Origin of the sequence: Streptomyces sp. NPDC002619 (genome assembly GCF_042889305.1) — a bacterium.
GTDB lineage: Bacteria > Actinomycetota > Actinomycetes > Streptomycetales > Streptomycetaceae > Streptomyces.
In genome coordinates, this window is record NZ_JBIAQV010000040.1 from 1 (window position 1) to 25,523 (window position 25,523).

Annotated in this window: 19 protein-coding genes and 3 pseudogenes; 14 read left to right on the forward strand and 8 right to left on the reverse strand. The window is 69.2% G+C overall.

Going from position 1 to position 25,523, the window contains the following annotated elements; genetic code table 11:
- The 6 genes and pseudogenes from ACFYXB_RS36580 to ACFYXB_RS36605 all read left to right on the forward strand — a co-directional run.
- A partial coding sequence (locus ACFYXB_RS36580; protein WP_389584148.1) for a cold-shock protein occupies positions 1-81 on the forward strand: 81 nt, incomplete at its 5' end.
- A 1,046-nt stretch (positions 82-1,127) separates the two neighbouring features.
- The gene (locus tag ACFYXB_RS36585) at positions 1,128-2,483 is read left to right on the forward strand and encodes an ABC transporter substrate-binding protein (RefSeq protein WP_389589338.1); all 1,356 of its coding nucleotides are present in this window, start codon (positions 1,128-1,130) and stop codon (positions 2,481-2,483) included.
- Positions 2,484-2,496: 13 nt separating this feature from the next.
- Positions 2,497-3,450, forward strand: a complete 954-nt coding sequence (locus ACFYXB_RS36590; protein ID WP_351366683.1) for a sugar ABC transporter permease — start codon at positions 2,497-2,499, stop codon at positions 3,448-3,450.
- The gene (locus ACFYXB_RS36595) at positions 3,447-4,319 is read left to right on the forward strand and encodes a carbohydrate ABC transporter permease (RefSeq protein ID WP_389589339.1); all 873 of its coding nucleotides are present in this window, start codon (positions 3,447-3,449) and stop codon (positions 4,317-4,319) included. The genes ACFYXB_RS36590 and ACFYXB_RS36595 overlap by 4 nt, the downstream gene beginning before the upstream one ends.
- On the forward strand, positions 4,320-6,608 hold the full coding sequence (locus ACFYXB_RS36600) for a glycosyl hydrolase family 65 protein (RefSeq protein WP_389589340.1): 2,289 nt from the start codon (positions 4,320-4,322) through the stop codon (positions 6,606-6,608).
- Between the two features lie 84 nt (positions 6,609-6,692).
- A pseudogene (locus ACFYXB_RS36605) lies at positions 6,693-7,012 on the forward strand (transposase); the annotation flags it as partial.
- Here ACFYXB_RS36605 and ACFYXB_RS36610 read toward each other — a convergent pair.
- Positions 7,000-8,481 (reverse strand): hypothetical protein, encoded by a 1,482-nt coding sequence (locus tag ACFYXB_RS36610; protein WP_389589341.1) that lies wholly within the window; start codon positions 8,479-8,481, stop codon positions 7,000-7,002. The pseudogene ACFYXB_RS36605 and the gene ACFYXB_RS36610 sit on opposite strands and share 13 nt — an antisense overlap.
- 153 nt (positions 8,482-8,634) lie before the next feature.
- Positions 8,635-10,110, reverse strand: coding sequence for an FG-GAP repeat protein (locus tag ACFYXB_RS36615; protein WP_389589342.1), 1,476 nt, complete (start codon positions 10,108-10,110; stop codon positions 8,635-8,637).
- A 625-nt stretch (positions 10,111-10,735) separates the two neighbouring features.
- Here ACFYXB_RS36615 and ACFYXB_RS36620 point away from each other — a divergent pair.
- Positions 10,736-10,840 (forward strand): annotated as a pseudogene (locus ACFYXB_RS36620) (Lrp/AsnC family transcriptional regulator); the annotation flags it as partial.
- Here the strand turns inward: ACFYXB_RS36620 and ACFYXB_RS36625 are convergent.
- On the reverse strand, positions 10,837-11,439 hold the full coding sequence (locus tag ACFYXB_RS36625; RefSeq protein ID WP_389589343.1) for a PQQ-binding-like beta-propeller repeat protein: 603 nt from the start codon (positions 11,437-11,439) through the stop codon (positions 10,837-10,839). The pseudogene ACFYXB_RS36620 and the gene ACFYXB_RS36625 overlap by 4 nt on opposite strands.
- 714 nt (positions 11,440-12,153) lie before the next feature.
- The gene (locus ACFYXB_RS36630) at positions 12,154-12,927 is read right to left on the reverse strand and encodes an enoyl-CoA hydratase-related protein (RefSeq protein ID WP_389589344.1); all 774 of its coding nucleotides are present in this window, start codon (positions 12,925-12,927) and stop codon (positions 12,154-12,156) included.
- A gap of 693 nt (positions 12,928-13,620) precedes the next feature.
- On the opposite strand from ACFYXB_RS36630, the gene ACFYXB_RS36635 reads away from it, so the two are divergent.
- Both ACFYXB_RS36635 and ACFYXB_RS36640 read left to right on the forward strand, forming a co-directional pair.
- On the forward strand, positions 13,621-14,775 hold the full coding sequence (locus ACFYXB_RS36635; protein ID WP_389589345.1) for an NAD(P)-binding domain-containing protein: 1,155 nt from the start codon (positions 13,621-13,623) through the stop codon (positions 14,773-14,775).
- A gap of 829 nt (positions 14,776-15,604) precedes the next feature.
- Complete coding sequence (locus tag ACFYXB_RS36640) at positions 15,605-16,648, forward strand: DUF6348 family protein (protein ID WP_389589346.1); 1,044 nt, start codon at positions 15,605-15,607, stop codon at positions 16,646-16,648.
- A gap of 256 nt (positions 16,649-16,904) precedes the next feature.
- Here ACFYXB_RS36640 and ACFYXB_RS36645 read toward each other — a convergent pair whose 3' ends face one another.
- Both ACFYXB_RS36645 and ACFYXB_RS36650 read right to left on the reverse strand, forming a co-directional pair.
- Entirely contained in the window at positions 16,905-18,068 is a 1,164-nt protein-coding gene (locus ACFYXB_RS36645; RefSeq protein WP_389589347.1) for a LacI family DNA-binding transcriptional regulator, read from the reverse strand.
- A 28-nt stretch (positions 18,069-18,096) separates the two neighbouring features.
- A pseudogene (locus ACFYXB_RS36650) lies at positions 18,097-18,299 on the reverse strand (transposase); the annotation flags it as partial.
- Positions 18,300-18,452: 153 nt separating this feature from the next.
- Here ACFYXB_RS36650 and tnpA point away from each other — a divergent pair.
- Positions 18,453-18,899 (forward strand): IS200/IS605 family transposase, encoded by a 447-nt coding sequence (tnpA, locus tag ACFYXB_RS36655; RefSeq protein ID WP_389589377.1) that lies wholly within the window; start codon positions 18,453-18,455, stop codon positions 18,897-18,899.
- The gene (locus tag ACFYXB_RS36660; RefSeq protein ID WP_389589348.1) at positions 18,883-20,091 is read left to right on the forward strand and encodes an RNA-guided endonuclease InsQ/TnpB family protein; all 1,209 of its coding nucleotides are present in this window, start codon (positions 18,883-18,885) and stop codon (positions 20,089-20,091) included. The genes tnpA and ACFYXB_RS36660 overlap by 17 nt, the downstream gene beginning before the upstream one ends.
- Positions 20,092-20,334: 243 nt before the next feature.
- Here ACFYXB_RS36660 and ACFYXB_RS36665 read toward each other — a convergent pair whose 3' ends face one another.
- Together ACFYXB_RS36665 and ACFYXB_RS36670 are read right to left on the reverse strand one after the other, a co-directional pair.
- Positions 20,335-21,249 carry a helix-turn-helix transcriptional regulator gene (locus ACFYXB_RS36665; RefSeq protein ID WP_389589349.1) on the reverse strand — a complete coding sequence of 305 codons (915 nt, stop codon included), beginning with the start codon at positions 21,247-21,249 and terminating at the stop codon, positions 20,335-20,337.
- A 4-nt stretch (positions 21,250-21,253) separates the two neighbouring features.
- A complete protein-coding gene (locus tag ACFYXB_RS36670; RefSeq protein ID WP_389589350.1) occupies positions 21,254-22,186 on the reverse strand; it encodes a phytanoyl-CoA dioxygenase family protein in 933 nt (310 codons plus the stop codon).
- Positions 22,187-22,428: 242 nt separating this feature from the next.
- On the opposite strand from ACFYXB_RS36670, the gene ACFYXB_RS36675 reads away from it, so the two are divergent.
- The 3 genes from ACFYXB_RS36675 to ACFYXB_RS36685 are packed head-to-tail and all read left to right on the forward strand — an operon-like array spanning position 22,429 to position 25,387.
- Entirely contained in the window at positions 22,429-23,586 is a 1,158-nt protein-coding gene (locus ACFYXB_RS36675) for a LacI family DNA-binding transcriptional regulator (protein ID WP_389589351.1), read from the forward strand.
- Positions 23,583-24,509 carry an ABC transporter permease gene (locus ACFYXB_RS36680; RefSeq protein WP_389589352.1) on the forward strand — a complete coding sequence of 309 codons (927 nt, stop codon included), beginning with the start codon at positions 23,583-23,585 and terminating at the stop codon, positions 24,507-24,509. The genes ACFYXB_RS36675 and ACFYXB_RS36680 overlap by 4 nt, the downstream gene beginning before the upstream one ends.
- Positions 24,509-25,387, forward strand: a complete 879-nt coding sequence (locus tag ACFYXB_RS36685; protein WP_389589353.1) for an ABC transporter permease — start codon at positions 24,509-24,511, stop codon at positions 25,385-25,387. The genes ACFYXB_RS36680 and ACFYXB_RS36685 overlap by 1 nt, the downstream gene beginning before the upstream one ends.
- Positions 25,388-25,523 lie beyond the last annotated feature (136 nt).

A 25,523-nucleotide genomic window follows, 5' to 3' on the forward strand; every position in this document is an offset into this window, starting at 1 on the left:
CTCCAGGAAGGCCAGGCTGTCACCTTCGACATCACCCAGGGCCAGAAGGGCCCGCAGGCGGAGAACATCACCCCCGCCTGAGTAGGCGCTGCGTACGGCCAGGCCTCCTGGAGCTCAGCTGAAGGAGGCCTGGCGCATCGCGCTCAGCAAGCCCCAAAGCCGCTGGTGGTCACGCCCGCGACGAACTGCTCCAAGGATCGGATCACATCGGATCCGGGGGCGTTCTGGGCCCAGCCAACAGCGAGCCAGGCCCGGCCAGGCGACCCACCCAACACAGCGTGTCCAGCGGGCACGATGACCAGCCTGCTGCCACCGGCGGATCCTCCGCGGTGAAGTGCTGACCGTCTTCCTGACGGGCGCGAACCGCGACCCGGTCGTCTTCTCCGACCCCGATCGCTTCGCTGTCCACCGCGAGAATGCCCGACTCCAACTGGCCTTCGCACACGGCCCACGCTACTGCCTAGCCGCGCACGAAGACCCGCATCGCTTTCCGGCGTCTGCTCGAACGCCTTCCCGCCTGCGTCTCGGCAACGTCCCATCGGAAGCACCGGGTTCATGATGAGGGTGGCCGGTCAGGTCGGGCGCAGGCCGCCCAGTGTCTCTTCGGCGCCGGTGGCTTCGAGATGGACGCAGGCCAGTCGCAGGTGGGGCAGCTCGGCCAGGAGGGCGTTGTAGAACTCTGCGCCCGTCCGATCGCCCGCAGCCGACTGCCGGCGCCTGCCGCACCATGTCGGCGAGCGAGGGGGCCGAACCGTTGGAGCATGCTCCGTAGTAGCGAACTCGCGTCGGCGTACCCAGGTGCGGCTCGGTCAGCATCAGTCCCGCGGGGCGGCCAGAGCTCCCGTGCGTACGCGGTCGTATCGGCAATGCTTCACGGCTGAAGTAGCCGGATATGAACGATCAAATTTCCGGTGACGGCGGAAGCGGTGCAGAACGGTCGGGACGGTCTTGAATGGGCGTGGGAAGGTCAGTTGGAGTGTGCACATTCCCTCCCCAGGGGTTGACGGGACGCTCTCTCGCGGCCATCTTGAACGATCAAATCTGGGTTTTGGTCGTCGACGAGCCGCCGCCGGGAGCCGTGTTGTGGTGCGGTCCGCGACCTGCCGGTGAACAGCGAGGAGGCCACGGTGAGTTCGTTGCGGATGGTGTTGGGTGTGGGACGGACACCCCCGGGCTCCGGGGGAGCGGGACCGCGGCGGCGGGCCGTGGCGGCGATTGCCGCAGTGGTGTGCGCGTCGGTGCTCGCCGGATGCGGCGACTCGGGCTCCTCCGACTCCAAGGGCGGCCCAAAGAAGTCGAACGACCGCGGCCCGATCACCCTCGCCACCGGCAAGGACACCACCGGCACCCTGCAAGGGCAGCTGGACCGCTGGAACCAACAGCACCCCGCCGAGAAGGTCACCCTCGTCGAACTGCCGGAGAGCGCGGACCAACAGCGCCAGCAGTTCATCCAGAACGCCCAGACTAAGTCGGACGCCTACACCGTGCTCAACCTCGACCCGATCTGGGTGGCCGAGTTCGCGGCCAACCAGTGGATCGACGAACTGCCCGCCAAGGACTTCCCGCTCGACAAGATGATCCCCGCCGTCGTGAAGACCGGGAACTACTTCGGCAGGCAGTACGCGATCCCGTTCAACACCAACGCCGGGCTGCTCTTCTACCGCAAGGACCTGCTCGGCAAGATCGGTGCCAAGCCGCCCACCACCTGGGCCGAGATGAAGCAGGACTGCGCGAAGGCCCGTCAGCTCCCTGAAGGCAAGGGCATCGACTGCTACGCCGGCCAGTTCGACAAGTACGAGGGGCTCACCGTCAACTTCTCCGAGGCCGTGGCCTCCGCGGGCGGCAGCGTCGTCGACGCCAAGGGCAAGGCGACGGTCGACACCGACGCCGCCAAGAAGGGCCTGCAGTTCCTCGTCGACGGCTTCAAGGACGGCTCCATTCCCAAGCAGGCCGCCACCTACGAGGAGGAGGACGGCCGACGCGCCTTCCAGGCAGGCAACCTGCTCTTCCACCGGCAGTGGCCGTACCAGTGGACGCTTGCCAACGCCAAGGACGGCTCCAGCAAGGTGGCCGGAAAGTTCGGCGTCGCCACGCTGCCGGGTCTCGACGGGCCCGGCAAGTCGAGCCTCGGCGGACTCGACCTCGCGATCAGCAAGTTCGCCAAGCACAAGGCGACCGCGCTCGACTTCATCAAGTTCTTCTCCAACGAGGAGAACGCCCGCACCAACCTGAAGGTCACCTCGGCGGCCCCGCCGTACACCGACCTCTACGACGACCCGGCCCTGCGCAAGCAGTTCCCGTACCTGGACACGCTGAAGCAGTCACTGGCCACGGCGACACCCCGGCCGGTCGTGGTGCACTACGGCGACGCCACGGCCGCCATCCAGGAGAGCGCCGCGGCCGCGCTGAACGGCTCGAAGTCCGTCGACGCAGCCCTCGCCGACATGCAGAAGAACCTCTCCGCGGCGATCGCCGAGAAATAGGCGGGTCCCGCTCATGTCCGTACTCGCCCAGACGCCGGGGCGCACGGCCCCGGCGTCCCGGCCCCCGCGCACCTCGCGCCGGGCCGGGACCGGCCGCCTGGCTGCGGCACTGCTCTCGCCGACGCTGCTGGTCCTCGCCCTGGTCATCGGCTACCCGGTGATAGCCGCTCTGCGGCTGTCGTTCCAGGTGTCCACCGAGGGCATTGATCCGCACACCGGTTTCGTCGCGACCACCAGTCACTACGGAACCGGCAACTACGCCGCTGTCTTCACTGACGACCGGCTGCTGCGACCCTGGTGGAACACCACGTCGTTCGCCCTGGCCTCGGTCACCCTCGAAGTCCTCATCGGCGTGTTCATGGCCCTGGTGATGCACCGTGCCTTCCGCGGCCGCGCGCTCGTCCGCGCCGCCGTCCTCGTGCCCTGGGCCATCCCCACCGCGATCTCAGGCATGCTCTGGAAGTGGATCTTCAACAGCCAGGGTGTCGCCAACGAACTCCTCGGCACCCAAGTGCTGTGGAGCAGCGAGGGGTTCCACGCCTGGCTGTCCGTGGTCGTCGCCGACACTTGGAAGACCGCGCCGTTCATCGGCCTGCTCGTCCTCGCCGGACTGCAGATCATCCCCGGCGAGTTGTACGAGGCGGCCCGCGTCGACGGCGCCTCTGCGTTGCGTGTCTTCTGGCGGATCACCCTGCCCCTGGTCCGCCCGGCCCTCGTGGTCGCCGTTCTGTTCCGCCTCCTGGATGTACTGCGCATGTTCGACCTGCCGTACGTCCTGGTGGGGCCGCGCAAGCACTCGGTCGAGACGCTGTCGATGATCGCCTTCAACGAGATGACCAATCTGCGCTTCGGCTCGGCCGCCGCGTACGCGGCCGTCCTCTTCGTCTACATCGCCGTCGTCGCCCTCGCGTTCGTGAAGCTGTTCGGCGCCGATCTGCTCGGCCGGGGCACCAGGAGTGAGCCATGAGCATGCTGTCTCTCACACGACTTTCGCGGCGCGGGGCGACCGGGGGCGGACGGGGCGCGGCCTGGGCCCGGCGGCTCGGCATCGCCGCGATCGTCGCTTACTGCGTCGCGCCGTTCTACTGGATGGTGGTCTCCAGCCTGCGCAGGCCGGCCGACCAGTTCTCGAACGCGCCGCTGCCCGCCCCGGTCACCTTCGACAACTACACGGCGGCCTTCGACCCGCACAACGGATTCGGCCGGGCCCTCGTCAACAGCCTCGTCGTCGCCGGCGTCACCACCGCGGCCACGCTGATCGTCGGCATCTTCGCCGGATACGCCCTGGCACGGCTACACTTCCGCGGCAAGACACTGATCCTGACACTGATCATCGCAGCGTCGATGTTCCCGCCGATCATCCTGGTGGTCCCGCTGCTGCGGCTCTTCACGGACGCCGGCTGGATCAACACCTACCAGGCGATGATCGTCCCGAGCATGAGCTTCGCCCTGCCGCTGGCCGTGTGGAACCTCACGGCGTTCTTCCGCCAGATGCCCGCCGAGTTGGAAAAGGCCGCGCAGGTCGACGGCTGCACACCGGCGCAGGCGTTTCGCAAGGTCGTGCTCCCGCTCGCCGCGCCGGGCGTCTTCACCACGGCCATCCTCGTTTTCATCAGTGCCTGGAACGAATTCCTCATTGCCGTCAGCGTGGTGAACGACCGTCACATGATGACGGCCAACGTGATCGTGTCCCTCTTCACCGGGCAGTACAAGTACGACCAGCCGTTTGGCACACAGATGGCCGCGGGGGTTGTGGTGACCCTTCCGCTCGTCGTGGCCGTGCTGTTCTTCCAGCGGCGGATCGTCGACGGCCTCACGGCAGGAGGGCTCAAGTAGGTGAGCGACCCGACCAGGGGCGGCCCCGCCCCGGCCGTCGACGCATGGGTGCTGGCCACGGACGATCCTCTCCGAGCCTCCGGCCGCGGGGACCCCCGCCTCGCTGCGCTCGTCGGCTACCACCCCGCCTTCACCGGCAACGGCCGTTTCGCCGCACGCGTCCCGGCGGCCGGCAACGGCTTCGCCGAGGCTCCCGTGCGCACCCAGTTCCACGTGGCCGGCCTCTACACCGGCCGTAACGGCACCTGGTCCCGCAAGGCGTCCCTGCCGGCGTGGTCCACGCTCGACGTGAGCGACGGCAGCGGTTCGTTCAACGCCGCATTCACCTGTCCAACCGGCGCGCGCGAGACCGCACCAGACGAGGGCGAGCGGCTGGTCGGCGGCGACTGGGCCCCGGTGACCAGCCCCCGCGCCGGGGTGGCCCGCGGCATCGAGCGGTATCGGCAGTGCCTCGACCTGCGCACCGGGGCGATCATCACCGAGGCCCGCTGGACCTCCCCGGCGGGCCGGGTCACCGACGTGCGCTACGAGGTGTTCACCGATCGGTCCAGGCCGTACGTAGCCGTCGTGAGCGTGACGGTCACGCCGCACTGGGAGGGCGAGCTCGTCGTCACCGACGCGCTGGACGAACGTGCCGCGTTGCGCACCCGGGCCGTGGAGCGGGGCGCGGGCCGCGGGCGGATCTGGGCGCTGGTGGAAGCCGAGGGCAGCGGCGTCACGGCCGCGCTCGTCTCCGTCCTGCATGGGCCGGGCAGCCGGGGCGGACCCGGCTACGACGAGCCCGTCCCGGCGCTGGACGGCACCGCGGCGCAGACGATCCCCGTCCGCACCTCCCCGGGACGCCCCCTGACGTTCACCAAGTACGTGTCCGTGGCCACCTCCCACACCGCGGACGAGCCGCTGAGCACAGCCCGGGCCCACGCCGATGAGGCCGCCCGCGAGGGACACGCGCAGCTTGCCGACGACAACCGGCGCGCCTGGCAACGCGAATGGGAGGGCGACATCGTCATACGCGGCGACGCCCTGCTGCAACGCCGCGTGCGGGCCGCGAAGTTCTACCTCCTCACCAGCATGCACGAGGACTCCCCCTGGTCGCCCTCGCCCTCCGGACTGTCCAGTGACGGCTACAACGGCCACGTCTTCTGGGACACCGAGACCTGGATCTGGCCCGCCTTGCTCGCCCAGCATCCGCACATCGCGCGCAGCGTTCTCGACTACCGGGTCGCCCGGCTCGACGCGGCCCGCGCCGCCGCGGACGCCGGAGGCCACCGGGGTGCCCGCTTCCCCTGGGAGAGCGGACTCACCGGTGACGAGGACACCCCCGAGTGGGCGCCCTTCGGCCGCCTCGAACAGCACGTCAGCGCCGATGTGGCCCTGGCCTTCTGGCAATACTGGCTCGCCACCGGCGACAAGCAGTGGCTCCGTACCGCGGGACTGCCCGTGCTGAGCGCGGTCGCGGACTTCTGGGCGAGCCGCGTCACCACCGACGCCGACGGCCGCTGCCACATCAACGGCGTGATCCCGCCGGACGAGTACGCGGTCGGACCACACGACGACTCCGTCTACACCAACGTCGCCGCCCGCGACACCCTGCGCTTCGCCGCCCGCGCCGCCGAGGCCCTCGGCAAGAGCGCCGACCCGCGATGGGCCGAGACCGCGGACCGCATCGTCGTCCCCTTCGACGAAGCACGCGGCACACACCCGGAGTTCGCCGGGTACGACGGCCAAATGATCAAGCAGGCCGACGTGGTGATGCTCGCCTACCCGTGGGAGAACCCGCAGCCCCCCGAGGTCACGCGTGCCGACCTGGAGTACTACGCACCCCGTACGCACGAGGACGGGCCGTCGATGACGGACTCCGTCCACTCCATCGTCCATGCCGAACTCGGCGACGCCAAGGCGGCCTTCGAGTACACCCGGCGCAGTGTCGAACCGTTCGTCAGACCGCCCTTCGAGCAGTTCGCCGAGGCCCGCGCCGGGGGTGCCTTCACCTTCCTGACCGGCCACGGCGGCTTCCTGCAGGAGTTCCTGTACGGCTACTCGGGGCTGCGTTGGCGCACCGACCGGGTCGTCCTCGCGCCGATCCTGCCCGGCCCGCTGGAAGGTATCACCCTGAAGCGGCTCCGCTGGCGGGGCCGCGTCTTCGACGTGGACATCCGGCACGACGGCACGACCGTGCGGCTCCACACGGGCGAACCGCTCCCGGTGGAGACGGCGGGCACGGTGCGCCAGGTACCGGCTGGGGGAGAGGTCACGGTGGCCACACGGACCTCTGCGCCGCACCGTTGAAGACGTGCCGCCGCACGCGTCGGGCCGCTGATAGGACTCCGTCAGGTCTTCCGGTCGGGCATCTTCGGGATCAAGGTGGGTTGGGTGGATGCCCATGAAGTGAACCGTGTTCGGGTGACGTCGGCGTTATTCGTCGCTGATGTGTTCGCCTCGGTGCCGCGGCAAGGACCATCGGGCCAGGGGCGACTGCTACCTGCGGGGACTGATGCTGGACGGCCGCCGCAAGTCCATCCAGGCCATGGCCTCGCGGCTGACGGACGGCAACGAGCAGAGCCTGCAGCAGTTCGGTACCCAAGGACGGCAGAACGTCGGTCGCCGTGGCTCCGCAGTACTGCGGAGCCTTGGGTGAACGCGCCAACTGCCAGGTCGCGGTCAGCGTCCACGCCGCTCGTCAGCCGGTGTCGGCGGCGAGGGTGAACGGCGCGGTGTTGTTGTGCAACTGCGGGTCGAAGTCGCTGATCCGCGGCCCCTCAAGTCCGTTGTCGGGGAGGGTGACCGATCCGGGGGCGTTGGCGGGATCCACGCTGTCGATCCGCAGGGTGAAGGTGAAGGTGTTCCGGCCCTTCTCCCAGAGGTAGATCGGCGTCTGGCACACATAGTGCCCGGTGTCCACGGGCTCCGCGGTCCCGTCGTCGTCGCCGGTCCACGGGATGTGGCAGGTGTCCGGCTTGGCGACGGCGGTCGTGCCTTCGGGAAGCTGCACCTCGACCGGCGCGACCTGGGCACCCGCCCCGAGCGAGGCGACCCAGGCAGGCCCGTTGTTCTTCACCCCGACGGTGGCGGTGACGGTGTCACCGGGCTTCCCCGACACCTCGTCGCCGAGCGCGATCAGATCGGCGGTGTTGGCGACGTTGATCTGGGTGACGCGGTAGTTGTCCTCCTCGCCAAGGTCCGGAGCCAGGGCCGTGGCCTTCAACGGGGCAGCCATCGGCTCCAGGGCGAGGTCGGCGCCGGAGCCGGGGACGAACTCACCGAAGCGCAGCGCTTGTTGGTACGCCTCGTCGGAGTACGGCTGGACGGCGTAGTCGAACCGCTCGTACAGGGCGGCGCGGGTGGTCCGTACCGCGGCGGCGTCCGACAGGTCGTAGGTGGTACCGGGCACGACCGGCTGGTCGATGACGCACACCACGGCGGCCATCGTCGGGTTCGTGACCGGGTCGGCGTCGTCGTACTGGCAGTTCCCGTACCGGTTCTTGAGTGCGAGCCCGTGCGAGACGAAGAAGGTGAGAAGGGTGCGGTCGACGGGCTGGTTGCCGAAGTTGCTGAGCCGGACCGGCTGGGCGATGTCCGTACGCGGCGCCACGCCGTCGAGATAGGGCACCTGGTTGAGCGACAGATCGGGCCCGTCGCCGATCGTGACGGGCACCTCCGTCATGTCTGAGTTGAGTTGCCCGAAGCTGCTGTCGGCGGTCGCCGACAGGCGCAGGGTCCCGGAGGCGCCGACGACGGCGTCCGCCTTGGCACGCAGCCGGATCTCGGCGACGCTCCTGTACGACCACCCTACGGGTATTGCCCCGAAGTCACAGACGGCAGTGAGCGGTGCCGTGCTGTCCGGAGTACAGGTGTCGGGCCATGCCACCTCGGCCACGTCCGCCAGACCGCTTGCGTCAACGGTGAGATGACCGCCGGTGACGATGTTGTCCGCGTTGTAGTGCTGGAGCCGCACTTCGAAGGTCCGCTGGATTGCGTTGCCGCTCTCACTGTCGGCGACGGGCAGCGGAAGTTCGTACGGGCTGTCGATGAAAAGACTGTCGGTCTGCTCGTCGGCGACGGCCGAACCGGCGCTGCCCGCGATCAGGGCGGCGGCGCCCAACACAGCGACGAGAGCGAGCCATCGGCGACGGCGTGCGTACTGACCCTGAATTGTCCGCATAGTGATATGCCCCTCCCCGATTCTTCCTGCGTACGTGCCCGGGTGGCCCGGACACGAGTTCTGACTGCGAGGTACCGCCAGGTCCGGTGGGACGGGAGAACGGGCCCCCGGCCCATGGGCGGGCGGCGTTGCTGTGAAGCTGTGGCGCGGCGGCTACGGGGCGAGGGTCTCGCCGAGGCGGGCGTCCGGGGACGGGGCATGGAGTTTGGCGCCGTTGAACCACCACGAGCCGCTGGTGGCCAGGCCGCTGCTGGTCCCGGAGAAGACCCAGGCGCCGCCGTCGTTCGTGTCCTCACCGGGGGCGCCGACGACCAGGCCGGCCCTGCGGTCCCGGTTGGCGTCGATGAGGCGGAGGGCGCTGCCGAACTGGTCGGCCTTCTCGGCGGTGCCGGGAACGGACGAGAGGTCCTGGCTGAGGGTCTTGGCGCCGGTTGTGGTCAGGCCGGTGGCCGTGCCGCGCATGACCCACACGGTGCCTGCGTCTTCGGCGTGCACCCTGTTGCCCGGGGCGCCGATCGCGGCGTCGGCGTATCCGTCGCCGTTGATGTCACCGACGCTGACGGCTGCGCCGAAGTAGTCGCCTCTGATGTCCGTGCCCGGAACGCCGGGGGAGTTCTGGGTCCAGCGCTGGTGTGAGGCGGATCCCGGGGCGCCCGGACCGTCGGGTCCGCCGAGGACGACGTCGACGCTGCCGCCGTCGAGCAGGACCTCATTGAGGTCGTCGCTGTCGGCGGGGGAGCCCATGACGAGGTCGGCGTAGCCGTCCCTGTTGATGTCACCTGAGGCGCCGATCGGGCCACCGGGGACGTAGCGGCCGTACTTCAGCCCGTCGGGGCCTCCAGGAAAGTAAGTGGCCGAGCCGTGCGTTTCTACAGGGTAGAGCCACTCGTCAATGGTGGCGATGCCGAGGAGGACAAGGTCGTCGGCACCGTCCTTGTTGTAGTCGCCCGAGGTGAGGCCGGCGGGCGTGGAGACGTTGTGGCGCCAGGACAGAGCGGCGGCCTCGGACGCGTGCCGGACCCCGCCTGCGGCGTTGAAACCGTATGTACGTATGTCCTTCCAGTGGAGAACGGCCAGCTCGGTGCCGGATCCGTTGAACCGGCCGGTCGCCAGGCCCATCCCGAAGCGGTCGCCCGCCACAGGGCTGCCGTCTGTCAGCCACAGGCTGTCGGCGCCGTGCAGCCCGGTCCTGGAGCCAAACAGCACCGTCGCCGCACCCGCGTCGGCCGCGGTGCCGACGTCCTTGCCGGGGATTCCGATGACGAGATCGGCATAGCCGTCGCCGTCCAGGTCACCGGAAGCGGTTGCCTTGCCGAAGTTGTCGTTGACCTGGGCGAGACCTTGTATGCCGGGGGTGCTGAGGCTGAACGTCGCCCGCCGGGAGGCGGAGATGCCGCCCGGGGAGCCGTACAGGACGGCGACATACCCGGCGCCCTTCTTGGCGCTGACGGTGCCGCCGGGAGCGGAGACGACGAGGTCGGGGTAGCCGTCGCCGTTGAAGTCGTCGTGGGCCACGGCCGCGGGCGCGGCTGTGGCGGGCGATGTCGTCGCGGTGATCGTGGCGCCGATCGCCAGCAGCACGACCGCGGCGGATATCCGACTTCTTCTGGTGAGTCGCTTACTGCGCACGTGACGGCTCCTGAGCTGATTGGTCCGGTTCCCCGCGACGTACTCGGTCGACCAGCTGACCGCGACGCGCTTGCCCGGGACGATGGGGCGGACGTGCCTTTTCACCCGCGAGAGTTGTTGGTGCACATCGGCTCTGCGTGCTGCCTGCCGACGAGCCGGAAAACTACCCATCTCGCGGCAACGGCCTTCGCAGTGAAATGACTCGGTGGTTTTCTCCAGCATCGGCGGACGCGGATCGCCTGTCGTTGTCCGTCAGCGCCGTGCAGTTGACGATGCGGGCCGACCGGTTCGTGCAACTGCCATGAGCTGGTGCCGATTTGGAGATTCCGTCCGGGCGGCGGCCTGCGAGTGACAGCTCGATGGAGTGCGGGCAGCCCGCGGAGGCGGGGGCTCGGGGGACGGCCCACCCTGAACGGACGCGGTGGCTTCGCGCGGCAAAACGCCGGCCACGACAGTTTGACCCGTGTAATCCCGGCCGCGGTGGCGTCCGGCGCGGCCCGACCTGTTCATCGCCGCCCGCATCGCCGCCGACCAAGCCCACGAGCAGCAACTCGCCTCAGGTCAGGCCGCAGTTGCCGATGACTTGCACGGCGCCCAGCCCATGGCGAACGCCGACCGGGCTGCGGTCAGCAAGATCCCGGGCGTTCTGGCCACCGACACGCACGTCGCCTTCCGCACGTACTCCCAGCACGACCTGGAGGCTGCGTTCGCGATCGGGCTCGACAACTAGACCATTACGTCCAAAGCGGTGACGCCCTTGGCGGTGGCCACGTAGACGCGGTCGCCGCGGACCACCGGGTGGTGGGTGTCGACCTGCGGGTACTCGAAGGCCACCCGGCTCCGCAGCCTGCCGCGCCTGTCCACCACGTGCAGCGTCGAGTCCAGGCAGGTGTAGGCGAACGCTCCCTGGACCGTCGGATCGCTGCGGCTCTGCCCGGTGCCGCCGCCGGTGACGTTCCACACCGTCGACCCGTCGCGCGGGCTGAGGGCCGTCAGCTGCCCCTCGTTTGTGGTGACGGCGACCGCACCGAATGCCACGGACGTGAAGTAGCGGCTGCCGCCCACGTCCCTGTTGTCGACACTCCACTTCGGCCTGCCGTCCAGTGTGATCCCCCGCAGCCCGCGGTCGCCGGCGGAACCGAGGACCAGCGTCCCGTCGACGGCCTCGGCCCGCCCGGGGGCGGCGCTGATCCGCACGGACCACATGCGGTTCCCGGTTCTGACGTCCAGGGCCTCCACCGCGTCCCCGAAGGTGCTGACGTAGACGTTGTCGTCCACGACCGCCGGCTCGCTGGTGGGGGCCGGCCCGGACGCCGTCTGCCAGCGCACGCTCCCGTCCGCCCCGTACGCCCGTAGGCTGCCCCACGGAACCTGGCACGGAAGATGCGGTCCTCGGCGTACTCGGCCCGCACCACCTTGACGGCCAGCCTGACGCCCGCGCGTGCCTCGGCGAGATAGACCTCGCCCATCCCGCCCCCGCCGAGCCTGCCCATGACCTCGTACGGCCCGATCCGCCGCGGATCCGCCTCGCGCAGCTCCTGCAACTTCTCGCTCCCCCTGTCGCCCGTTGGGCCGCCGAGAGGAGCGTATACGCTCCGGGACCTCAGTGGATCAGTCCGTCCGCACGCAACGACCGCCCTCCGTACGCGGGCAGGCCAGGCTTCCTGCTTCGTCGCGCTGTGCGAAGTTCCAGCTGGTGACAGGGGTCTGCGGTGAGTGTGCTGGAACTCCCTTAGTACCCCGAGCTGTTCGGTCGGCGCGAGCAAACCGCACCGCGGAGGGGCCACTGCCGGCGAGGCCCGCCACGGCGAGCCCTTGCAGGGCGGTGCCGCACGCCGAGAACGGGGTGATGCCTCTGGCTCTCGTTCTCACAAATGACCGTTTGTGAGAGATCCGAACGGGAACCGGCGCTACCGCCAGCCGCGGTTCCGTTGTTCCCCGAGTCCGGACACACCACCCCTGGCCCCGCACCTGGAGAACTCCAGGTGCGGGCGGTGCTGGTGCCCATTTTCATCGGGAGCGCGAAGTGCCGCCGGGTCTGTGTCACGCGGGCCACACCGGTGCCCGCTTGTCGAGGAAGGAGGCGACGCCTTCCCGAGCTGCCGGGGACTGGGAGGAGACGGCCATGACCTCACCGGCGATCTCGTAGGCATCGGCCTCCGGGCGGTCCAGCTGAGCGTAGAGGGTCTGTTTGCCCAGCGCCTTGCTGGCCGGGCTGCCGCGGGTGGCGCGGGCGAGTAGTTCTTCCACCGCGGTGTCCAGCTCCCTGTCGGGAACCACTCGATTGATCAGCCCCCAATCGGCGGCGGTACGCGCATTGATCACGTCGCCGGTCAGGGCCATCTCCATGAGCCTCTTGCGCCCGACCGAGCGGGCCACCGCAACGGCGGGCGTATGGCAGAACCAGCCTCCCTTGCCCCCGGGGAGAGCGAACCCGGCAGACTCGCCGGCCACCGCCAGGTCGCAGGTCGCCACCAGTTGGCATCCGGCGGCTACGGCCAGTGCGTGCACCCTGGCCACCACTATCTGCGGCACGGACTGGATCAGCCGCATCACCCCGGTGCACAGCTCCAGCAGTTCTCGCACGTCGTCGGTGTCCGCACCGATGACGTCGGCGAAGTCGTGCCCCGAGCAGAAGACCGGGCCATTTCCTGCCAGTACGATGCCCGTCGCCGGGGAATCAGACACCTCGGTAAGGGCCTTGTGCAGTTCCCGCAGCATGCTCCAGCTCAGGGCATTCCTGCGTTCGGGGTGGTTCAGGGTGACCCAAGCGGACGGTCCTCGGGCCGCCACGGTCAGGTGTTCGTACGCGGCCATGTCCTCACCCTACGCCGGAGTAGCGGGCCGTGCTTCGGCCCGCCTCCCTCCTGCGAGGAGCGGGGATCTCACCTTCCGGTGGGTCGCGCGGTCGCCCGGCCGGCAGGGTCTTGCGAATCCCGCGGGGCGTCTGGGCCGGCAGTGCCATGGCAGGCCCATGTGGGCGGGTCGAAGGCCTTGTGCCGCGCCGAAGACCCTCGAGTCCGGCGAGGACGCCTTTGATCATCGCCGAGCGAGTGCCGCACCTGCCCGGCCGCGGCTTGGCGAGCCTCGGTTGCGGCAGTGTCCACCACCGAGAGATCCTCAACAGCGTGGGGCCGTCACCTGGGTGTGAGGAGCTCTGGTGCCGGATGCCGCTGCCGCAACGCAGACGTCCATGGGGCTTGGAGCGCGCCGGCGCAGCACACGTGCCGGTGGTACTGCCGGGCCGGCGGCGACGCCCTGGTGCGGCCCGTTCGACTCCGGGCCCGGGGAAGACCGGATCGCCCGGCGATGACGACGCGTCCGGCACCGCGCACCTGAGCTGCCGATTCACCGGCGACTGCCACTGCTGGGTGTGAGATGCCGGCGGCTCGGTATCCAGCAGGCGCTTTGCAGAGTGCGTGCCCCTGAGAGCCGCCGTGCGGACGTCGATGCGCCGCGCATGTCGCGCAACGACTGGATCCGCATCAAAGCCGGGGACAGGAGCTGACCGTGAATGACACCACCTCCACGAGCGTGCTCATCGTCGGCGCCGGCCCGTTCAGCCTGTCCGCGGCCGCGCTCGCCCAAGAACATGGCATCGACACGTTCACGGTCGGCCGGCCGATGGGCTTCTGGCGCGAGCACATGCCCGACGGGCTGCTGCTGCGCTCAGGCCACGACTGGCACCTGGATGCCACCGGGGAGCACACTCTGCGGGCTTTCCTGGACGAGCAGCGCCTCGCCGCTGATGACGTCGACCCGATACCCGTCACCTTGTTCCTCGGCTACGCCGACTGGTTCTGCCATGCCAAGCACATAACGGTCCAGGAAGAGCTGGTCACCGCCATCACCCGGCACGACGGCGGATTCGAGGCCGAACTCTCCGGAGGCGGACGCGTGCGCAGCGACGTAGTAATCGCCGGCCCCGGCATCGGCTATTTCGGGCAACTGCCGGGCTGGGCTGCCGAGGTGCCGCCTGGTCGCGCCGCCCACAGCAGTGAGCTGGTCCGTTTCGACACCCTGTCGGGACGGCGCGTCCTGATCATTGGAGGCCGGCAGAGCGCGTACGAATGGGCGGCGCTGATCAGTGAGCACGGTGCGGAGCGAATCGATGTCGTGCATCGTCATCCCGCGCCCCGCTTCGCACCTGTGAGCTGGGAGTTCTTTGACGAGCATGTCGAGAGCACGCTACGGGTGGCAGGCTGGTGGCGCCGGCTGACGGCCGCGGAGCGAGAGGCGGTCCTCGCGCGGTGCTGGCAGGCCGGCCGGGCGACGCTGGAGCCATGGCTGCCGCCGCGTCTTGCCCCCTCCGTCGTCCATGTGTGGCCGCAGTGCCACGTGGTCCACGTGGACGGCGGCGCAAGCGGCAACGGCCTGCAGATCACCCTGTCGAACACCGAGACTCTGACGGCCGACCAGATAGTGTTCGCCACCGGGTACGCGCCTGACCTCGGACGCGTCCCCTACCTGGCCGGCCTGCTCGACCAGATCGCCACCCGCAACGGCTTCCCGGTGCTCGACGAGGGCTTCCAGACCACCGTTCCCGGCCTCTACCTCACCGGGTTCGCGGCCACTCGGGACTTCGGCCCCTTCTTCGGCTTCGTCAAGGCCGCACCGGCCTCCTCCATCATGCTCCTGCGGGCGCTCCAGTCACGCTGGAGCTGATGACACGCCCCTGGTGTCTTGGCGGTCGTTTCCGCGGCAGGAGGACATGCGCCCCTGCCCGCGAGGTGGCCGGAGAGCCGGCTACGCGGTGAGGCGCGGGTAGTCCAGATTGAAGCCGCCGATTTCACCGTGGACAGTGATCGCCTGTTGCCCGGCCGGGAGGCGTCGGGTACGTGCACCGACTGGTACGTCCCCCAGCCGCCCGCGACGGCGGCGCAGCCAGGTGTCTTGATCGCTCACGTGCCCCTCACGCGTGAAACCTGATCAGGAACAGGTAAGAGCGGGCACCTAGCGAGACTGGGCGCCCGCTCCTTGTTTTGGTATCCGCCCTGGTCAGCGCTTGATCCCTGCTGATCTTCGGCGAGCGCCCCCGGCAGGATTCGAACCTGAGCAACGGTTCCGGAGCCCAGGTGATAGGCAGAGGCCTACAGGCGCCTGACCTGCGAGGGAGGGGAAGTCGGAGGCTCGGCAGAGCGAGATCATTACTCCCGATCACGTGGCGGGCCGCCGGGCGGCCGCTCCGGCCCGTATGGTCGAAGCATGATCTCGGGCAGCAGCGGGGGCCCGGACGGCCGCGGCACAGAGTTCACGGCGGAGGGCATGGTGCCCGTTCTGCAGCGGCAACGGGTCGAAGTATGCAACCCCAGAGACTCAGCTTCCTCAAGCCAGTGCAAGCGGCGTAGAAGATCAGCCAGCGGTTGCGTCCAAGGAAGTGGTGTACGGGTTCGACCTGATCCGGGGGTTTGCTCCGGCGTCGGGGTGAGGACCGCATAGACGAACGGCCACCGGCTGATCTTCGAGGTGTCGAAGCTCGAAGGAGATCAGCACGATGACCGCTCCAGACAGTGTGCCCCTGCACGCCCTCGCCGAGGACAACCTCGCCGCGGCGAGTCCCGATCTGCTCCGCGCATTGGACAGCGTCGGTGTCGGGTTGTCGGCCCGGAGGGCGTGTCTGGGCATTGTCGGCAGTCACCGATACAGGTTCGGTGACAGCCGGACTGAGGCCTGTCCGGCGAATCGTTCAGTCGGCCGCTGGTCATCCGTGGACCAAGGGATCCGAGACGGCATCCGCGCACGGTTGCGGCTCAGTAAGATCCACCGCATGCCCTGGATACGACGCCGTGCGCGCGAAGCCCAGCCGCCTGAGGAGCGCCTGCCCGACCTTGAGTTCCTCGCCCTTGTGAAAGCGAGCCTTGAGGAGTACGCGCCCGGTGTGACGCGGGGCACCGAACTCAAGGGCAATTCGCTGAGCAGCCCGCACGGATGGGCGGTGGGCGTGGCGCCGCCCCACCATGGGGGCGGCCGCCATTACGACCTTGTCGCGGTGCCGGACGTGAGTGTCCAGCCGGATGTGCCTTGTTTCATGGACTGTGTCGTGGCGATGTCCGGCGATCCCCGCAAGGCGGCCGATGCGTGGGTGCAGACGGCGGGCGCGTGCATGCTTGAACTCCTCGACCGGCGCGGGCGCTTCGCGGACCACGCGGGCCCCGATCACCAGCGCGGCGTTCCCGGCTGGCACTCGATCATCTCCGGCGCGGTCGGCTTCGGGCTCGACGCCGCCGAGAACCAGCGTCTGCAGAGTGCTCTGCTCGACGCGAACGTGCTGCACCGCATCGCGGGCACCTTCACCGCCGACCTGGAATCGCCGTTCTTCAACGGGGTCAAGGTCTTCTACGGTGGTCGACCCGGCGCGATGGAGGTTGAGATCCGGGTCAACGGGGAGCGCCACGAAACCGCCTCGGCCGCGATGGCGATGTTGGACCTGCCCGAGCCGAGGGTGTTCACGGCTGTTCGTCACTACGCGCTGTTGCTCCCGGCGCCGGCTGACGGTGGGGAGCCGAGTTACTCCCCTCGGCCCGCCTCGACGCCCTGATGACCGAGCGACTCGACAACTGCCGTGCGGACACTGCGCTCGGCTTCGAGTAGGCCGCCCGGCGGGTTGGGCGCAGCAGTCGGAAGCTTCCCGCAGAGGCGGCACCCGGCCGACAGGCTGTCGGGTGTCGAGGGAGCCGCCCCTGTCGGATGTGAACTGGCGACCGTCGCCTTACAAGTGATGGCACTGCGGAATCGATCACGGCCGACGGTATGCGACCAGGTCGTTGCCGGGGAGGGGTCTCTGGGCCAGGCTGTTAGAGACGAAGAGAGCGGGGGTCCAAATCGGCCGGGGTCGAGCCCTGCAGCGGCGTGGAGCTCGCCCGGACGACCAACTCGGGTGCCAGGAGCCGGTGCAGTGGCTCCGCGGGCGGTTCGCCGCCCGCACCGGGACTCCGGCCGGTCAGCCGCAGCACTTCCGCCATGACCAGCCGGCCCACCTCCTCGATCGGCTGACGAACGCTCGACAGATCGAGCGCCGTAGCCGCCGGAGAGTCGTCGAAGCCCACCACAGCGATGTCCCGACCGGGGTACAGCCCGTGGTTGCGCACCGCGTGGAGCGCCCCCACCGCGAGCGTGTCGGTCGCCGCGACGACGGCGGTCGGTGGGCCGGGCTTGTTCAGGAGCTTCGTCATCAGCGTGGTACCGCTCGTTGTCGTGTCGTCGCCCCGTACGTCGAGTCGGTGGCTCCCGGCCAGCAGACCGTGCCGGTCCATGGCGAGCAGCCAGCCGTGCGCCCGCGCATCGCCGACGCTGGACCCCTCGGGCCAGCCCAGGAAGCCGATGCGCCGGTGACCGGCGGCAACCAGGTGGTCGACGGCCGAGGCAGATCCCGCCGCGTTGTCGACGTCGACCCAGCTGTAGCGCTCTGTGCTGGCCGCCGTACGCCCGAAGGCCGTGAACGGCACACCGGCCGCCGCGAGCCGCCCCGGCCGGGGATCGTCCTGCGTGATGTCGTAGAGCACCACACCGCTCACGGCCCCCGCACGCCACAGGGCCGTGCACTGCCCGGTCTCCGCGGCGACATCCGCAGCCGCAAAGAGCAGCACGTGATGGTTGGACTCCTGCCCCGCCTCGGTGAGCGCGTGCAGGAACCGGTCCTGGATGGCGGCCACCGTTTCCGCGTGCACCGGCAGGATGCGACAGCCGATCATGCGGGGCGAACTTGCCCGCAATGAGCGCGCCAAATGGTTGGGGTGGTAGTCGAGGTCGGCGATGGCCCGGGTGACTCGCTCCCGTGTCTCGGCGCGCACGCGGTCCGGTGCGTTGAGCACGTTGGAGACCGTCTGCCGAGACACGCCTGCCGCCTCGGCGACGTCCGAAATGGTCACGGACTGCGCAAGCGAGGGACGTGCCTCGCGGAAACCGGCTGTCACGTTCTCCCCCTCGCCCACGCTGGAACCCTCATTTTTATCGTTCATACGGAAGCTGTCGAGGCCGCAGGGTGAGCTCGGCCAGGACGGCCCCGACCAAGCGGATCAGGGCGGTGCGGTCGGGGAAGATGCCGACCACGTCGGTGCGGCGACTGATTTCCTTGTTCAGGCGTTCTTGCGGGTTGTTGGGATCTGCCGCCAGATCTCGCGCGGGAACGCGGTGAACGCCAGCAGGTCGTGCTGGGCGGCGTCCAGGTGGGCTGCGGCCTTGGGGAACTTGGCTTCCATCGGATAGCTATTTAGCGAGGGGGCCCGTGCTTTCAGGTATGGGGGGAATCGCTTCTCTGGGCTGTTCTGACCTCAACTATGCCCATGGGTCTGCGCGGTTGGCCTCAACTAGATGCATGCCGCGTGTATAGTGATCGTGTGACTGTGACGCGGAAGGTTCGCCGGTACTCCGGCGGTGTGTACGACTTGGGCTTGCACGTGGTGTGGTGCCCGAAGTACCGCCGCCGGGTCCTCGGCGGCCGTGTCGCCGTCCGGTTGCGTGAGCTGATCGAGCAGAAGGCAGCCGAGAAGGGCTGGGAGGTCGTCGCTCTTGAGGTGATGCCCGATCACGTGCACCTGTTCGTCAAGCACGAGCCGAAGGCTTCCGCCTCGTACGTCGCGAACCAGTTCAAGGGCTTCACCTCCCGCGTGCTGCGGGAGGAGTTCCCGCACCTCAAGAGCCGTATGCCCACGCTGTGGTCGTCATCGTTCTTCGTCGCCTCGGTCGGTGCCGTCAGCGCGGACACGGTGGAGAAGTACATCAACACCCAGTGGGAACGCCCCTGGACGAAGGAGCAGAAGGAGCAGGCCGACCGTGCACCGGGTGTATAAATTCCTCCTCCGCCCCACCGTCCGCCAGGCCCAGGCCCTCGGTGAGATGCTCCGGGATCACTGCTCCCTCTACAACGGCGCGTTGCAGGAACGCCGCGACGCCTACCGTCACGCCTCGAAGACGAGCATCACGTACGGGCAGCAGTCCGCGCAGCTCAAGGAGATACGGGCGTTCGACCCGGAGAGGCAGGGCCGCTGGTCGTTCTCGTCGCAGCAGGCCACCTTGCGCCGTCTGGACAAAGCGTTTCAGGCGTTCTTCCGCCGGGTGAAGGCCGCAGAGAAGCCCGGATACCCCAGGTTCCGGGGCGTGAACTGGTTCGACACGGTGGACTTCCCCAGCAACGGGGACGGTTGCCGGTGGGACTCCACCCCGCACGATCCCGTCACCCGCGTCCGGCTGCAAGGCGTCGGGCAGGTCCGCGTCCACCAGCACCGGCCGGTGAAGGGCCGGGTCAGGACGGTGTCCGTCAAGCGCGAGGGGCGACAGTGGTACGTCATCCTCGCCTGCGACAACGTACCCGCCGAGCCACTGCCCGCCACGGGCGCGGTGACCGGCGTCGACATGGGCGTCACCCACTTCCTCACCACCTCCGAGGGCGCCCACGTCGAAAACCCCCGGCACGGCAAGCGCAACGCCGATGCACTCGCCGACGCTCAACGAGCGTTCAAGGCGTTTTTCCGCCAGAAGCGGGAGAACCGCACCGCCAAGCACCGCCGGGCAGTGGAGAAGGTTGCCAAGCTGCACCGCAAGGTGCGCCGTCAGCGTCTCGACCACGCACACAAAGCCGCACTCGTCCTGGTCCGCGACTACGACGAGATCGCGCACGAGCGGCTGAATATCGCGAACATGGTCCGCGCACCCAAGCCGAAGCCCGACCCCGAGGCACCCGGCGCGTTCCTGCCGAACGGCGCCGCTTCAAAGGCCGGGCTCAACCGCAGCATTCTTGACGCGGGTTGGGGGGTGTTCCTGGGCATCCTCACGCAGAAGGCTGAAAGCGCCGCTCGTGTACTGATCTCGGTGGACCCCCGCAACACCTCGCGTACCTGCCCCACATGCGGGCACGTGGACGCAGAGAACCGCGACGGCGAAAAGTTCCAGTGCACCTCATGCGGGCACGTCGACCACGCCGACCGCGTGGGTGCCTGGAACGTCGCGCTCAGGGCCGGGCTGGTCCTTCCCGACGTGGCATAGCCACCGACAGGAGAAGCCCCCCGGACTTATCCGGGGGGAGGAGTCACAGCGTCCAGCCATGTAGTGCTCGCATTCCTCGCGTACGCCGAGGTCAAGCCGTCGATCGGTACGGGACTGCGGGAGTCCGCCGCCGGGATGCGGGGGTTCCGTCGATGTGGTCGATGCTGCCGGGGGAGGGGAGCGAGGTTGATTCTTCCGGAGGTAATCGACGTCGGCGATCTGGGTGTGCGGCCCTTCAGCCGATCACTGACCCGAGTGTGAGGGTGGCGCCAGAGCCTGGAGTGCGGACAGCGCGCCGTTCGCGATCGGAGACGGTGGTGCCGACTCGGGCGGGACCGTGCGGAAGGCGCTCGGGGACATTCCGTAGACCGCGCGGAATCGGCGCGAGAAGTGGTACGCGTCGGCGAAGCCGCACTGGACTGCTATGGCGCGGAGCGAGAGGTTGCTCAGCCACAGCAGTGGCTCGGCCCTCGCCAGGCGGAGCCGTTCGAGCCCTTCCACGGGGCTGACGCCGAGTTGCCGTCGGCAGATGCGGCACAACGTGCTCTCCGAGACTCCGGCCGCCCGCGCCAGTCGCTCCAGGGCGAGCGGCCGGGCGACGCCGTCCGACCAGTGGGCGCGGACCGTGGCCATCATGGCGACCAGCGGTTCCGGGAGCGTGCCCGCGCCGGTCTCGGGGCCGGGGCCGTGCACGAAGGTGAGGAGCAGCAGCCGCAGGGTCTCCTCGGCGTGCCGCTCCCAGGCCGGCGGGCGTGTCGCGCCGAGTGTCAGGAGGTACTGGCAGAGCGCGGCCATCGGGTCGCCCCGTCCCGTAAGGTCCCGGACGATCGGCCAGTCGGTGTCGTCGGCGGTTTCCGCGCCCTGTACGGCGGGGTGCAGCCGGAAGTGCGTGTAGGCGTGCCGGGTGGGCCGGTGGGTGTCCCAGTGGAACGTGTCGCGCATACCGGGGCGTACGAGCAGCAGTGCGCTGGGCGTCAGGGGCACGGTCAGGTCACCGCAGAGCCAGCGGGCGCTGCCGTGCAGCAGCCAGACGAACTCGTACGAACCCGCGTCCCTGGGGCCGAAGACCGACCCGGGCGGGTAGTCGGCGACCGCGGGACCGAGCCGGGCGACGAGCGTGGGGGCGAGGGGCGGGACGAGCTCGGCGCTGTCCGTCATGGCCTCACCTGTCGCAGCCCCCGGACCGGTCGCGCCGCACCCGGGGCGTACGGATGTCGGTGGTGCCTTTGTAGGCGTACGGGTCGTGGCCCGCGATGAGCACGATGTCCCGGAAGTCGGCCTGGGCCATGGGCTCTTCGGCCTCGGGGGGCGCCCAGGGGAGCAGGGACGAGGCGCGCATGTAGTGGTTGACCAGGGCCCGCCGGAAGCCTTGCCCGCTGGTGTTGGGCAGCGACTTGTGCAGCAGATAGCCGTTGAAGAGCAGCACCGATCCGGCGGCGATCTCGACAGGTACGGCGTCGGCCTGGTCGTACGGGAAGTCGTAGGACTCGACCGTGCAGTCGTAACGGGCGTCGTCGTGCTCCCGGTTGGGGTAGATGACGCCGGGCCGGTGCGAACCCGGCAGGACCCACAGGCAGCCGTTGTCGACGGTGGCGTCGTCGAGGGCGAGCCAGGCGGCGGTCAGCGACCGGTCCCGGGTGGGGATGAACATCTCGTCCTGGTGCCATGCCTGGCCCGGCTTGCCCTCGGACTTGACGAACAGCATCGACTGCATCGACTTGATGTCGGGACCGATCACTTCGGTCAGCGGTCCGACGATGGCGGGATGGCGCATGGTGTCGAGCATGAGCGCCGACAGCTTGTGCGGATAGTGCACGCACAGGAATCTACGCACGGTGTCGTCGTCGCTCTCGCCCGCGACAGGCGGCAGCGCCCCCTCGACGAGGCCCCGCTCGCCACGGCAGATCCGCGTGGTCTCCGCTCGCAGCTCCACCACCTCTTCCGGCGTCAGGACGCCCGGCAGCACGGCGTAACCGTCCCGGTCGAAGCGGGACGCGAGGTCGTCGGCAGCGGAGGCGGCAGGGGCCGCGGAGGCTGCCGAGGGGGCGGGCGGCAGGGCGCTCCCTGTGTTCTCCGGGATGGTGCGGAAGGTCATCGAATTCCCTTTCTCACCGGGACGTCGGAATAACGGAATGCGGTCGTCCCGATGCTCCTGAATATCGCGCCCGCGTGCCATGGCTCGCCCGTGCGTCCGGATGGCGAATCCTGTCACGCGGCATGATCAGATCATCTGTCAGAAATGAGCTGGACAAAGGCCGTTCACGACTCTTGACGCGTTTCGTGGCATCCGAGTAGCGTCTTGCGGCACTTGCTAATACGTATTAGTTGGGAGTGCTCATGGCCCCTCCCGAACGGCGTCGACGGTCCACCCAACGGGACATCGCCCGGCGCGCCGGCGTCTCCCAGGCAACGGTGTCGCTGGTGATAAGCGGCGGCGCGGCGAGTAGCCAGATCGCGGAATCGACACGCCGGGCCGTTCTGGCGGCGGCCGAGGAACTGGGCTATGCGGCCAATGTCGCCGCGCGCAGTCTGAAAGGCGGCCGGAACCGGCTGCTCGGGCTCTACACCTTCGAGTCGGTGTTCCCGACCGACCAGCGCGATTTCTACTACCCGTTCCTGCTCGGCGTGGAGGCAGAGGCGGCGCGGCAGGGTTACGACCTGCTGCTGTTCAGTTCCGGCATGGGCGAATCCGGTACTTCGAGGGCCGAGCGGTCGATCTTCGTCGGTGGGGCCAACCGGCTGAAGATTGCGGACGGTTGCGTCCTGCTCGGCAGGAACGTCCGTCGCGAGGAGCTGTCGGCGCTGGTCCGGGAGGACTTCCCCTTTGTCTTCGTCGGACGCCGCGAGGTGGACGACGGTGAACTCTCCTACGTGGCGGCCGATTACGTCTCGGCGACCGCGGCGCTCGTCGCCGAGCTGGCGCGACTCGGCCACCGGCGGATCCTGTATCTGCGGGCCCTGGAAGACAGCGAGCCCACCAGGGACCGCGAGGAGGGATACCGGCGCGGGCTGGCCGAGGCCGGCATCGCCTTGGACGAGGCGCTGATCCGGAGCCTGGCCGATCCGGCGGACCTGTCGATCGAGCGGCTGGAGGGGTGGATCCGCGAGCTCGGGATCACCGCGCTGCTGGTCGAGCCGACCGAGGACAACCGGCTCACCGAGGCGCTGGCGACGATGGCCAGCACGGAACGGGTCAGGTTCCCGGAGGACTGCTCGCTGGCCCTGCTGGGTGATCCGCCGTCCTGGATACCGGAGTTGCGGAACTGGACGCGGTTCTCGCTGCCCCGCACCCAGATGGCGGGCGAGGCCGTGCGGGTGCTGATCGAACTGCTCGACCAGGAGACCCCTGAGCCGCGACAGCTGACGGTGCCCTGCGAGTTCGTACCGGGTGACTCGATCGGCCCGGTCCGTACCGGCGGCCCGATCCTCACTCGTCCGGTCGCCACCGATCCCGTCCCCCTTCACCCCGAGCCCGACGGGAGGCCGAGGACATGATCCGAATGATCGTGCACCGGCTGCTCATCGGGGTCTTCGTGATGTGGGGCGCCGCCTCGCTGATCTTCCTCATCGTCCGGGCCGCGCCCGGCGACCCCGCGACGGTGCTGCTCGGCCCGGACGCCGACCAGACCCAGATCGACCGCCTGCGCGTCTCTCTCGGACTCGACCGGTCGCTCGGCGCGCAGTACCTCAGCTACCTCGGCGATGTCTCCCGGCTCGACTTCGGCGAGTCGCACCGGCTCGGCAGGCCCGCCATGGAGGCGGTCCTCGACCGGCTGCCCGCCACGATCGATCTCACGCTGACGGCCACCGCGATCGCGGTGATCGTGGGACTGACGCTCGGCATGCTGGCCGGCGGACGGCCGGGCGGGCTGCTGGACCGGGTGGTCTCGGCCTGCACGATCGCCCTCCAGTCGTTCCCCACCTTCTGGATCGGCATCATGCTGGTGCTGGTCTTCGCCCTGGGCCTGCGCCTGCTGCCCAGTTCTGGGGTCGGCACGCCCCAGCATCTGGTGCTGCCGGCCGTCACCCTCTCGTTCCCGTTCATCGCGATCATCGCCAGGCTGACCCGGACGAGTGTCGCGGAGACGATGCGCGAGGGCTACGTCCAGACCGCGCGCTCCAAGGGGCTGACCGAGCGCCAGGTGCTTCTCGGTCACGTCCTGCGCAACTCGCTGATCCCGGTCGTGACCGTGGTGGGCGTCCAGGTCGGGGCCCTGGTCGGCGGCGCCGTGATCGTCGAGAACGTCTTCGCCTGGCCCGGCCTCGGATCGCTCGTGGTGGACGCGGTGGCCAACCGCGACTACGCCGTCGTGCAAGGCGTCACCCTCCTGATCGCGGGCATCGTCGTCGTACTCAACCTGATGGCCGACCTGCTCGTCGCCCAGCTGGATCCGCGTATCCGGACGGGAGCTGTCTGATGGCCAACATCGCCACCGCCCCCGAACAGCTCATGACGGCCCCGCCGCGGGCGCGGCGCCGGCTGCTCTCCCGGATCCCCTATCTGGTCGTGGGCTTCTATCTGCTGGTCGCCGTCGTGGGACCGCTGCTGATCGATTACGACCCGGTGCACACGTCTCTGGAGGACCGGCTGCTCTCTCCCGGCTCCGAGACGTCCACCGGAGGCACGGCCTGGTTCGGCACGGACGGGCTCGGCCGTGACGTGCTGGCCCAGATCGTCTTCGGGGCCAGGACGTCGGTGCTCATCGGCGCGTCCACGGTCGCGATCTCCAGTCTCGTCGGGGTCGTCCTCGGCGCCGTCGCCGGTTACTTCCGCGGCGGCGTCGACGCCGTACTTGCCCGGGTCTTCGACATCCTGCTGGCGTTTCCCGCGATCCTGCTGGCGATCGTGATCGCGGGCGCCTTCGACCGCAGTGTCCTGCTGGTCGTCGTCGCGCTCTCGGCGACCGGCTGGATCACCTTCGCCCGCGTCACCCGTGGCGTTGCGCTCTCCATCAGGGAACGGCCCTGGGTCGACGCCGCGCGGGTGCTGGGAGTGCCGGGCCGGACCATCCTCGCCCGGCACGTACTCCCGTTCACGGCGGGACCGATCGTCGCCCTCGCCACGCTCGAATTCGCGCTGGTGGTGCTGGCGGAGGCGGGGCTCAGCTTCCTCGGCATCGGGCTGCCCCCCTCGACCGTGTCGTGGGGGCAGACCATTGCGAACGGCAAGGAGTACCTCGAAGCCCAGTGGTGGATCTCCACCCTGCCCGGCATCGCCCTGTCCCTCCTGATCATCAACGTCGGCATCCTCGGCGACCAGCTCACCGCCCGCTACCGGCGTGGCCGCTCCGACTGAACTTCCCGAACTTCGCCTACCGCCTGATCCGACTGAAGCGACCCGTCCGACCGGCCCACCGAACATCCACCCGCATCGATTCGCATCGACTCACCCACCGGCTGACTCCGACCGATCCTCGATCGCAGACAGGAGC